The 10,718-nt window shown below is 55.5% G+C and carries 9 protein-coding genes and 1 rRNA gene; 2 read left to right on the top strand and 8 right to left on the bottom strand.

The window, feature by feature from the left end:
- Positions 1-66: ribosomal RNA gene (locus NUX24_RS18545) — 16S ribosomal RNA — on the bottom strand; the annotation flags it as partial.
- Positions 67-520: 454 nt separating this feature from the next.
- Here NUX24_RS18545 and NUX24_RS18540 point away from each other — a divergent pair.
- Complete coding sequence (locus NUX24_RS18540) at positions 521-1,228, top strand: FadR/GntR family transcriptional regulator (RefSeq protein WP_023309775.1); 708 nt, start codon at positions 521-523, stop codon at positions 1,226-1,228.
- Entirely contained in the window at positions 1,225-2,658 is a 1,434-nt protein-coding gene (gene mdtD / locus NUX24_RS18535) for a multidrug transporter subunit MdtD (RefSeq protein ID WP_033144368.1), read from the top strand. Before NUX24_RS18540 ends, mdtD begins: the two co-directional genes overlap by 4 nt.
- On the opposite strand, the gene rbsR is transcribed toward mdtD, so the two are convergent.
- The 7 genes from rbsR to kup form a co-directional block, all read right to left on the bottom strand.
- Positions 2,624-3,616, bottom strand: a complete 993-nt coding sequence (gene rbsR, locus NUX24_RS18530) for a ribose operon transcriptional repressor RbsR (protein ID WP_193805373.1) — start codon at positions 3,614-3,616, stop codon at positions 2,624-2,626. The two genes, mdtD and rbsR, sit on opposite strands and share 35 nt — an antisense overlap.
- A gap of 3 nt (positions 3,617-3,619) precedes the next feature.
- Positions 3,620-4,549, bottom strand: coding sequence for a ribokinase (rbsK, locus tag NUX24_RS18525; protein WP_257833325.1), 930 nt, complete (start codon positions 4,547-4,549; stop codon positions 3,620-3,622).
- Positions 4,550-4,655: 106 nt separating this feature from the next.
- Positions 4,656-5,546, bottom strand: coding sequence for a ribose ABC transporter substrate-binding protein RbsB (gene rbsB / locus NUX24_RS18520; protein WP_010426610.1), 891 nt, complete (start codon positions 5,544-5,546; stop codon positions 4,656-4,658).
- A 27-nt stretch (positions 5,547-5,573) separates the two neighbouring features.
- Positions 5,574-6,539, bottom strand: a complete 966-nt coding sequence (rbsC, locus tag NUX24_RS18515) for a ribose ABC transporter permease (RefSeq protein WP_257833318.1) — start codon at positions 6,537-6,539, stop codon at positions 5,574-5,576.
- A 4-nt stretch (positions 6,540-6,543) separates the two neighbouring features.
- Positions 6,544-8,049 carry a ribose ABC transporter ATP-binding protein RbsA gene (gene rbsA, locus NUX24_RS18510; RefSeq protein ID WP_045354605.1) on the bottom strand — a complete coding sequence of 502 codons (1,506 nt, stop codon included), beginning with the start codon at positions 8,047-8,049 and terminating at the stop codon, positions 6,544-6,546.
- 7 nt (positions 8,050-8,056) lie between these two features.
- Positions 8,057-8,476, bottom strand: a complete 420-nt coding sequence (gene rbsD / locus NUX24_RS18505) for a D-ribose pyranase (protein WP_032662094.1) — start codon at positions 8,474-8,476, stop codon at positions 8,057-8,059.
- A 197-nt stretch (positions 8,477-8,673) separates the two neighbouring features.
- On the bottom strand, positions 8,674-10,542 hold the full coding sequence (kup, locus tag NUX24_RS18500) for a low affinity potassium transporter Kup (RefSeq protein ID WP_023309781.1): 1,869 nt from the start codon (positions 10,540-10,542) through the stop codon (positions 8,674-8,676).
- Positions 10,543-10,718 lie beyond the last annotated feature (176 nt).

The following is a 10,718-nucleotide window of genomic DNA, read 5'->3' as shown; positions in this document are numbered from 1 at the left end:
CTCGACTTGCATGTGTTAGGCCTGCCGCCAGCGTTCAATCTGAGCCATGATCAAACTCTTCAATTTAAGTTTGATGCTCGTGAATTAAACTTCGTAATGAATTACGTATGTTCACTCAGAGACTTGGCATTCATTTTTCGTCCGAGGACGTTAAGAATCCATGTCACTTTGAGTGCCCACACAGATTGTCTGATAAATTGTTAAAGAGCAGTGCCGCTTCGCTTTTCGCTGCGGCGCGGGGTGTGCATATTACGCTTTCCCGCTTCAGAGTCAAGTAATTAATTTCGCTTTTCTCTGCTGACCCGGCGGCGTGTGTGCCGTTGTTCCGTGTCAGTGGAGGCGCATTATAGGGAGTTATTCCGACGTGACAAGAGGAAATTTAAAAAAAGTTTCCATCCGCGTTTTTTTTCACCAATAGAGGTGAAATCAAGCTACAAATTGTTCTATTTGATGTATCTGCAACCACAATCACATTCGAGGTGGCATAATTATCAGCATGAATCTTTAAGGAATAAAAGCGATGCCATTAAGCGCACAACAGCTGGCCGCCCAAAAAAACCTGTCGTACGTGCTGGCAGAAAAGCTGGCTCAGCGGATTTTAGCGGGTAAATATGCCCCGGGTAGCATCCTGCCGGGAGAAATGGAGCTGGGTGAGCAGTTTGGGGTGAGCCGTACCGCCGTGCGCGAAGCGGTGAAAACCCTAACGGCAAAAGGTATGGTGCTTCCACGCCCTCGCATTGGCACACGCGTGATGCCACAGAGTAACTGGAATTTCCTCGATCAGGAGCTGCTCTCCTGGTGGATGACGGAAGATAACTTTCACCAGGTCGTCGATCACTTTCTGGTGATGCGCAGCAGCCTTGAACCTCAGGCATGTCTGCTTGCCGCCACGCTAGGAACTGCAGAGCAGAAAGCGCAGCTTAACGCGTTGATGGAAGAGATGGTGTTCCTGAAAAAACACTTCAACCGCGAACGCTGGGTTGAGGTCGATATGGCCTGGCATGAACACATCTATATGATGAGCGCCAATCCGTTCCTCACCTCTTTTGCCTCTTTATTTCATTCGGTGTATCACACCTACTTTACCTCTATTACGCAAAACGAAGTGGTAAAACTGGATTTGCACCAGGCGATTGTTGATGCCATCCAGGAAAGCGACGGGCAGCGAGCCCTGAGTGCGTGCCAGGCATTGCTGGCCGCGCCAACCCACCAGCAGGTAAATAAATGACAACGAAAAAAGCGCGCAGCATGGCCGGATTGCCGTGGATTGCAGCCATGGCGTTTTTTATGCAGGCACTGGATGCCACCATCCTCAACACAGCGCTTCCCGCTATAGCGCAAAGCCTTAACCGCTCCCCGCTGGCGATGCAGTCCGCTATCATCAGCTACACCCTGACAGTCGCAATGTTAATTCCGGTCAGCGGCTGGCTGGCCGACCGCTTTGGCACCCGCAGAGTTTTCATGCTGGCCGTAACGCTCTTTACGCTCGGATCGCTGGCCTGTGCGCTCTCCTCATCCTTAACGGAGCTGGTTATCTTCCGCGTATTGCAGGGCATTGGCGGCGCGATGATGATGCCGGTGGCGCGTCTTGCCTTGCTGCGAGCCTACCCCAGGAGCGAACTGCTTCCCGTACTCAACTTCGTCACCATGCCGGGCCTGGTTGGCCCGATTCTTGGCCCGGTACTCGGTGGCGTGTTTGTCACCTGGGCTAGCTGGCACTGGATCTTCCTGATTAATATTCCAATTGGCGTTGCGGGGCTACTGTATGCCCGCAAATATATGCCGAACTTCACCACGCCAAGGCGCAGCTTCGATATGGGCGGCTTTTTCCTGTTTGGCCTGAGCCTGGTGTTATTCTCCAGCGGGATGGAGCTGTTTGGCGAGAAGATCGTCGCGACGTGGTTAGCGCTCTCCGTCATCCTCGGCGGTATTCTGTTATTCCTTCTTTATATACGTCACGCGCGCCGTCATCCGACGCCGTTAATCTCCCTGGGGCTCTTTAACACCCGAACGTTTTCCGTAGGGATTGCAGGGAACATTGCGTCTCGTCTGGGGACGGGTTGCGTACCGTTCCTGATGCCATTGATGCTGCAGGTGGGTTTCGGCTACCCGGCCCTGATTGCCGGGTGCATGATGGCGCCCACGGCAATGGGCTCGATTCTGGCAAAATCAACCGTGACACAGGTGCTGCGCTGGTTTGGCTATCGTAAGACGCTGGTTGGCGTGACGGTCTTTATCGGCCTGATGATTGCGCAGTTCTCGCTGCAATCCGCCGCGCTACCCGTCTGGATGCTGATCCTGCCGCTGTTTGTGTTGGGCATGGCGATGTCAACGCAGTTCACGTCGATGAACACCATCACCCTCGCCGATCTGACTGACGAGAACGCCAGTAGCGGCAACAGCGTGCTGGCGGTGACGCAACAGCTGTCGATCAGTTTAGGGGTTGCCGTGAGTGCGGCGGTGCTGCGGTTTTATGAAGGCTTCGACAGCGCAAATACCGTTGAGCAGTTCCACTATACCTTTATCACCATGGGCGCACTTACCGTGGTATCGGCGCTTGTCTTTATGCTGTTAAAACCGAAAGACGGCCGAAACCTGATTAAAGAGCGTCACAAAGAGAAAGCTAAACCGAACCGCGTTCCATCAGAACAGGAGTAAGCTGCAGCCGTTGCTGTTGCAGCGTGGGCTGCGCCATACGGTGGATCAGCACATCGATGGCCAGCTCGCCCAGTTCATCTTTTGGCTGATGGATGGTGGTGAGCGGCGGTGTCATATAGCTGGCCAGCTCGATATCATCGTAGCCGATTACCGCCATATCGTGGGGAACACGCAAACCGGCTTGATATAACGCCTGATAGGCACCAAACGCCATGGCGTCGTTGCCGATAAACACCGCCTGCGGACGCTGAGGCTGCGCCAGCAGCGTCTGCATCGCTTCAAAACCACCGTGAAACTCAAAATCACCGGTGATACGGTACCCTTCCGGCACGGAAAGGCCCGCCCGCTCCATGGCGGAGAGATACCCTTCCAGACGCAAACGCGCCGGGGTTTTATCCAGCGGACCGGTAATACAGGCGATGCGGGTATAGCCTTTATCAATCAGATACTGAGTCGCCATATCGCCGCCCAGCAGGGAGTTATCCTGAATGAGATCGCTGGTTCCGTCGAACGGCGCCCAGTCCATCATCACGGTGGGAATCGAAGGATAGCGCTGGATAATCTCTTTCGAGGGCTGGTGCGTTTCGGTGCAGAGCAGCAATAGCCCGTCGACGCGTTTTTGCATCAGCGTTTCCAGGTTACGATTCATGCGCTGCTCGTCACCCTCGGTATTACACAGCACCAGGCTGTAGCCACGCTCGAAGCAGCTGCGCTCCACGCCGCGAACCAGTTCTGAATAAAAGGGGTTGGTACTCGCGGTGATCAGCATACCGATGGTGCGCGTCTGGTTGAGCTTAAGGCTGCGCGCCAGCGCAGACGGCGCATAGTTGAGTTCTTTTACCGCAGCTTCGACTTTCTCCCGAATCGCCTCGCTGACGAAGCGATCGTTGTTTATAACGTGGGAGACCGTCGAGGTAGAAACACCCGCCATGCGGGCGACATCTTTCATTGTGGCCAAGCGTTACCCCTGCTGACTTAAGAATTCATCGATCTCTTTACGCCACGGAACGGAAGGCTGGGCGCCTTTGCGCGTCACCGCAATCGCGGCAGCAGCGTGTGCGAAGCGAATAGCGTCATCCATTCTCTTGCCTTCCAGCAGCGCGGTGACCAGTGCACCGTTGAAGGTATCTCCCGCTGCGATGGTATCAATCGCTTTGACCTTAAAGCCCGGCACGCGACGGCCTTCGCCATTGACGCTTGCCCACACCCCACGGCTGCCAAGGGTGATAATCACGGTACCGATGCCCTTATCATGCAGTGCACGCGCGGCTCGCGCAGCATCGTCATCATTTTCTACGCGAATGCCCGTCAGCTTTTCGGCTTCGGTTTCGTTTGGCGTAATGATGTCCACCAGCGCCAGCAGCTCGTCTGATAATACACGGGCCGGGGCCGGGTTAAGTACGACAGTGGTATGATTTTCATGCGCAATTTTCGCGGCGGCCAGCACGCTTTCAACCGGTGATTCCAGCTGCATCAGCAGGGCTTCCGCTCCGGCGATGATGGCACGTTGCGCTTCTACGCGCTCCGTCGTCAGCGCAGCGTTAGCGCCAGCATGAATACCGATAACATTCTCACCTTCAGCGTTGACGAAAATCAGCGCCACGCCGGTCGATTCCCCTGCAACCACGCTGACCGGTGCGATATCGATATTATCGCTCGCCAGCTGTTTGCGAACGCGCTCGCCGGTATCGTCATCACCCGTGCAGGCGATAAACGCAATTTTCGCCCCGCAGCGACCCGCAGCGACAGCCTGGTTGGCACCTTTACCGCCAAATGCCACCTGATACTGGTTACCCGTGACGGTTTCGCCCGGTGCAGGGAACGATTCAAGGTTAAGAATGTGATCGGCATTGATACTGCCAAGGACGACGAGGTTGCCTGCGGTTTTCATGGTTGGGTTGTCCATCTGAGAGCGCCACCGGTGTTACCCGGTGGCGTATGCCACACTTTTCTTTATTGGTGTCCCTCAGGCAGCCAGCGACTGCCTGATTCGCCTTTTACTGCTTAATGACCAGCTTCAGGTCAACCGGGTATTTGGCCTGAACTTTTTCGCCCTTCAGCACTTTGTCGGCAGTTTCAACGCCAGTGGCGCCAATCTGCTCAGGCAGCTGAGCGATGGTCGCAGCCAGTTTGCCATCGTTTACTGCTTTTTCACCATCCGGCGTGCCGTCAAATCCGACAACCATCACATCAGATTTACCTGCGGTCTGCAGGGCACGCAGCGCGCCCAGCGCCATTTCGTCGTTCTGCGCGAACACGGCCTGCACGTCAGGGTGTGCGGTCAGCAGGTTCTGCATAACGTTCAGACCTTTAGTACGGTCGAAGTCGGCCGGCTGGCTCGCCAGCACGTTGAATTTGTGCGCAGCCACAGCCTGCTGGAAGCCTTCACCACGCTCGCGGGCTGCAGACGTACCGGCAATCCCCTGCAGTTCGATAACTTTCGCGCCTTCGCCGGCTTTCTTCGCGATGTAATCACCCGCGATTTTGCCGCCCAGCACGTTATCAGACGCAATGTGGCTAACAACCTCGCCTTTCGTTGCCTGGCGGTCCAGAGTGATCACCGGAATTTTCGCCTGGTTTGCCATTTTAACGGCGTTACCGACGGCGTCAGAATCGGTTGGGTTGATCAGCAGAATTTTGGTGCCACGAACGGTTAAGTCCTGAACGTTAGCCAGCTCTTTCGCCGGGTTGTTCTGTGAATCCAGTACCACCAGGTTGTAGCCCAGTTTGTCCGCTTCTTTCTGCGCACCGTCCTTCAGGGAGACGAAGAACGGGTTGTTCAGGGTAGAGACAACCAGCGCGATGGTATCTTTCGCCATGGCGTTAGCACTTACGGTTGCGCTCAGCGCGACAGCAGAAACCAGGGTAGCCAGTTTTTTCATGTTCATATCTAAGATGTCCTGTAGTGTCGTCAGTTACTGTTTTTTGTTGTCTACCAGTACCGCCAGCAAAATCACCACTGCCTTAACGATCATCTGGTAATAGGAGGAAACACCTAACAAATTCAAACCATTATTCAGGAAACCAAGAATCAGTGCGCCGATCAATGTCCCAACAATGCGACCTTTACCGCCCGCAAGACTCGTACCGCCCAGAACCACTGCTGCGATAGCATCCAGCTCATACCCCGTACCTGCCGTCGGCTGCGCAGAAGAGAGGCGCGCCACTTCGATGATACCTGCCAGCGATGCCAGCAGACCGCACAGGGAGTAAACGATAATTTTGACTTTACTAACGCTGATCCCGGACAGGCGCGTTGCCGCTTCGTTACCGCCAAGCGCATAAATATAGCGGCCCAGACGGGTGTGGTGCAGCATGTACCACGCCGCCAGGAAGACGATAGCCATGATCCAGACCGGGGTCGGAACACCCAGCGGGCGACCGATACCGAACCAGCCAAACAGATCCGCGTTATCGGTAAAGCCGGTATTAACCGGGCTGCCGTTGGTGTACACCATGGTCACACCGCGCAGCAGCAGCATCATCACCAGCGTGGCGATAAACGCCTGAACGCGGCCTTTTGCCACAATCACGCCGGTTACGGCACCAATCGCCGCGCCTGCCGCCAGGGCAGCGGCCACGGCCACCAGCGCGTTGACTTCAATGCCGACAATCGAAGCGGCGATCGCGCCGGTGAGCGCCAGCAGGGAACCGACGGACAGATCGATACCCGAGGTCAAAATCACCAGCGTCATGCCGACCGCCATAATGGCGTTCACAGACGTCTGCTGCAGAATGTTGAACAGGTTATTAACGGTGAAAAAATTCGGGCTCATGGTCGACACAATCGCGATCAGCACCAGCAGGGCAATCAGCGATTTTTGTTCCATCAGCCACGCCTTTGTGAAATAGCGGCGACCAGAAACAGCCTGGGTAGTCATCTTCTTACTCCTGATTCACGCGATTAAGCTTGCCCACAGCGGCAGCCATCAGAACTTCCTGGGTGGCCTGCTCGCGAGTGAATTCACCGCCGAGATGCCCTTCATGCATGACGATAATGCGATCGCTCATGCCTAATACTTCTGGCATCTCGGAAGAGACCAGAATGATGCTCAGACCGTCGGCCTTGAACTGGTTAATCAGCTGATAAATCTCTTTCTTCGCGCCCACGTCTACGCCGCGGGTTGGCTCATCGAGGATCAGCACTTTCGGGCGTGTCATCAGCCCGCGCGCAATCGCCACTTTCTGCTGATTACCGCCGGACAACAGGCCAATCGCCTGCTCCATCGACGGGGTCTTGACGTTAAAGAGGCGGATAAAATCGCTGACCGCCTGCTGCTCATCTTTATGCTTCAGGCTACCGCCGCTATGGCTGAAATAGCGCAGCGCGGTCAGGGACATGTTCTCTTTAACCGACATCCCCAGCACCAGGCCGTCGCGTTTGCGGTCTTCGGAGATATAGACGATGCCGTTCGCCAGACCATCCTGCGGAGAGCGGGTGACCACTTCATGACCGTCGAGGGTGACATAACCGCTGGTGCGCGGCAGTGCGCCGTACAACACTTTCATCAGCTCGGTACGTCCGGCACCCATCAGGCCCGCCACGCCCAGGATCTCGCCCTGGCGCAGGGTAAAGGTGACGTCGTTCACGCCAGGACCGCAGAGGTTGTCCACCTTCAGGCGGATCTCACCCGGCGCTTTATCCAGATGCGGATACTGATCTTCGAGCTTGCGTCCCACCATCATTTCGATGAGCGTATCTTCGGTCAGCGTGGCGACTTCGCGCTCGGCAATAAACTGCCCGTCGCGGAAGACGGTGACGTCATCGCAGATCTCGAAGATCTCTTTCATGCGGTGAGAGATATAGACAATCCCGCGCCCCTGCGACTTCAGCTCGCGGATAACGCGGAACAGGGATTCCGTTTCGGTATCGGTCAGGGCGTCGGTCGGTTCATCCATAATGATGACCTTCGACTCAAAGCTCAGCACCTTCGCGATTTCCACCATCTGCTGATCGCCAATGGACAGATCGCCCACCAGGCGGTCGCTCTTAAAGCGCAGGTTCAGCTTCGCCAGCAGCTTGTCCGCTTCGGCATACATGGTTTTCCAGTCGATTTTGCCGAACCGGTTAACAAACTCGCGGCCAAGAAAGATGTTTTCCGCAATGGTGAGCTGAGGGATCAGGTTCAGCTCCTGGTGAATAATACCGATGCCCGCTTCCTGAGAGGATTTTGGGCCATTGAAGGTAGTCTCTTTACCCAGCCAGACGAGTGAACCGGCATCGCGTTGATAGATACCGGTCAGCACTTTCATCATGGTGGATTTGCCGGCACCGTTCTCGCCCACCAGCGCCATCACGCGCCCGGGGTAGACGTTCAGCGCCGCGCCGGAGAGGGCTTTTACGCCCGGGAACGACTTATCGATCCCTTTGAGTTGCAGTAATGCGTCCATGATGGCCTCAGAATGTGACGCCAGCACAGAGAATGATATTCGCATACGGGGAACACTCCCCGCTGCGAATCACCGCCTGACTGTCTGCGGTTTGTTGTTTGAACTGTTCGTGCGTCGTGTAACGAATTTCTATGGTGTTTCCCTGGTGTTGTTGCAGTTGCTCAATATGGCTGAGCAACGTTTCGTGGAGTTGCGGATTATGTTGTTTGATTTCCGCCGCGAGAATGGCGGCCTCAACCTGCATCTCCGCGGTCACCACGTCCAGTACCTGCATAAACGAGGGTACACCCTGCGTTAACGCCATATCGATACGGGTTGTGCTGCGCGGAACCGGTAAGCCTGCATCGCAAACCACCAGCGTATCGGTATGCCCAAGACGGGAAATAACCGATGAGATTTCTGAGTTGAGTACCGTGCCTTTCTTCATTTTCTTGCTCCACTAGCGAAACGTTTCGCTAACATCAGTTTAATCTCAAGAATGTTCAGAAAACCATCATGACGTAACAGATTTGTGATCGACGTCGAAACGTTTCGCTAAGTGAAATGTAGAGACAATTATTGTGGGTTGGCGAGGGGTTTGGTAGGCCGGGTAAGCGAAGCGCCACCCGGCATTTTCAGAAGGGATTAGATCTCGACCTGTGTTCCCAGCTCAATCACGCGGTTAGGCGGGATCTCAAACTGGTCAGGCGCGCGCAGGGCGTTGCGCTGCAGGATGAGGTATAGCTTGCCGCGCAGGCGCAGATACCACGGACGCTTGCCGATAATCAGCGACTCGTGCGACATAAAGAACGACGTCTCCATCATCCGGCAGCTCAGCCCTTCCAGGCCGCAGCGGTGGAACACCTCTTCCACGTTTGGCGTTTCGCGCCAGCCGTAGCTCGCCACCACGCGCCAGAATGTCGGCGACAGCTGCTCGATTTGTACGCGACGCACGTTATGAACGTAAGGCGCATCTTCGGTGCGCAGCGTCAGCAGGATCACGCGCTCGTGCAGCACCTTGTTGTGCTTGAGGTTATGCATCAGCGCGAACGGAATGACGTTCAGCGCGCGAGACATATATACCGCAGTACCCGGCACGCGGACCGGCGGGGATTTCTCCAGCGAGGCGATCATCGCCTCCAGAGAATTGCCGTGCTCATGCATACGGCGCAGCAGGCGGAAGCGCTCGCTTTTCCAGGTGGTCATGACAATGAACATCACCAGACCCAGCGTCAGCGGCAGCCAGCCACCGGAGACAATTTTGTCGAGGTTTGCGGAGAACAGCGGCACGTCGATACACAGGAAGCCCACCAGAATCATCGCCACGAGGAATTTATTCCAGTGCCAGTTTCGGTACGCCACCGTGGTGGAGAGAAGCGATGTCAGCACCATCGTACCGGTTACCGCAATACCGTACGCCGCCGCCAGGTTACTGGAGTGCTCGAAGCTGACGATAACAATAACAACCGCGAAATAGAGGAGCCAGTTAACGAACGGGATGTAGATCTGGCCCGATTCCATCTCAGAGGTATGGATGATGCGCATCGGTGACAGATACCCCAGACGCACGGCCTGGCGCGTCAGAGAGAACACGCCGGAAATCACCGCCTGGGAGGCAATGACGGTCGCCAGCGTCGCCAGGATCAGCATCGGCACCAGCGCCCAGTCGGGCGCCAGCAGGAAGAACGGGTTCTTGATCGCTTCCGGGTTTTTAAGCAACAGCGCGCCCTGACCGAAATAGTTCAGCACCAGCGACGGCAGCACCACAATAAACCATGCCACGCGGATAGGCAGTTTCCCGAAGTGGCCCATGTCAGCATACAGCGCTTCCACACCGGTGATGGAGAGCACGACGGCCCCCAGCGCCACGAAGGAAACCACTTTGTATTCGAGGAAGAAATGCACCGCCCAGTAAGGGTTCAGCGCATGCAGCACTTCCGGGTTCGCGATAATGCTGCGCAAGCCAAGCGCCGCCAGGATCAGGAACCAGGCCAGCATAATCGGCGCAAACAGTTTGCCCACCAGCCCTGTACCGTGCTTCTGGATCATGAACAGCAGCGTCAGGACAATGATGGCCAATGGGACCACCCATGAATCGAGCTGGGGAGCGATAATCTCCAGCCCCTCTATCGCCGACAGCACCGAGATAGCCGGCGTTATCACCACTTCTCCGTAGAAGAAACTGCCGCCAATCAGGCCGATAATGACCAGCACAGAGGTCATCCTGGCCGAGGTATTGCGCCCGGCAAGAGACATCAGGGTCAGGATCCCACCTTCACCTGCGTTATCAGCACGCATAACGAAGGAGAGATATTTAACGGAAACCACCAGGATCAGCAGCCAGAAGATGAGGGACAGGAAGCCAAATACGGCATCGCGCTCAACACCAAAGCCAAACTGGCCGGACAGACATTCACGAAGCGTATAAAGCGGGCTGGTGCCAATATCACCGTAGACAACCCCGATCGCCGCAAGCGTTATTGCGGGTAATGATTGCTTATTATCAGTGCTCATAGACTAGTCTTTTCGTTTAAATAACAAATGTGTTCCCGGTCCCTTGGCCCACAAAAAGCGCACAGTATGCACGATTCAATGCAAAATCGTACCCCTAAATGCAACCGCATTAATGTAGCGCAAAGAAAATTGCGCCGCACTTCAGTCTATTACCAGCCCTGACTGAAACGTCTATA

The sequence above is a fragment of the Enterobacter sp. HG048 genome (genome assembly GCF_024702055.1).
Taxonomy (GTDB): Bacteria; Pseudomonadota; Gammaproteobacteria; order Enterobacterales; family Enterobacteriaceae; genus Enterobacter; species Enterobacter dykesii.
This window is presented reverse-complemented; position numbering and strand designations above follow the sequence as displayed.

What these genes read in the sequence shown, in the direction of transcription:
- rbsA (WP_045354605.1), bottom strand. Translation starts at nt 8,049, where the DNA reads ATGGACGCATTACTGCAACTCAAAGGGATCGATAAGTCGTTCCCGGGC.
- rbsK (WP_257833325.1), bottom strand. Translation starts at nt 4,549, where the DNA reads ATGAAAACCGCAGGCAACCTCGTCGTCCTTGGCAGTATCAATGCCGAT.
- kup (WP_023309781.1), bottom strand. Translation starts at nt 10,542, where the DNA reads ATGAGCACTGATAATAAGCAATCATTACCCGCAATAACGCTTGCGGCG.
- mdtD (WP_033144368.1), top strand. Translation starts at nt 1,225, where the DNA reads ATGACAACGAAAAAAGCGCGCAGCATGGCCGGATTGCCGTGGATTGCA.
- rbsB (WP_010426610.1), bottom strand. Translation starts at nt 5,546, where the DNA reads ATGAACATGAAAAAACTGGCTACCCTGGTTTCTGCTGTCGCGCTGAGC.
- rbsD (WP_032662094.1), bottom strand. Translation starts at nt 8,476, where the DNA reads ATGAAGAAAGGCACGGTACTCAACTCAGAAATCTCATCGGTTATTTCC.
- rbsC (WP_257833318.1), bottom strand. Translation starts at nt 6,539, where the DNA reads ATGACTACCCAGGCTGTTTCTGGTCGCCGCTATTTCACAAAGGCGTGG.
- NUX24_RS18540 (WP_023309775.1), top strand. Translation starts at nt 521, where the DNA reads ATGCCATTAAGCGCACAACAGCTGGCCGCCCAAAAAAACCTGTCGTAC.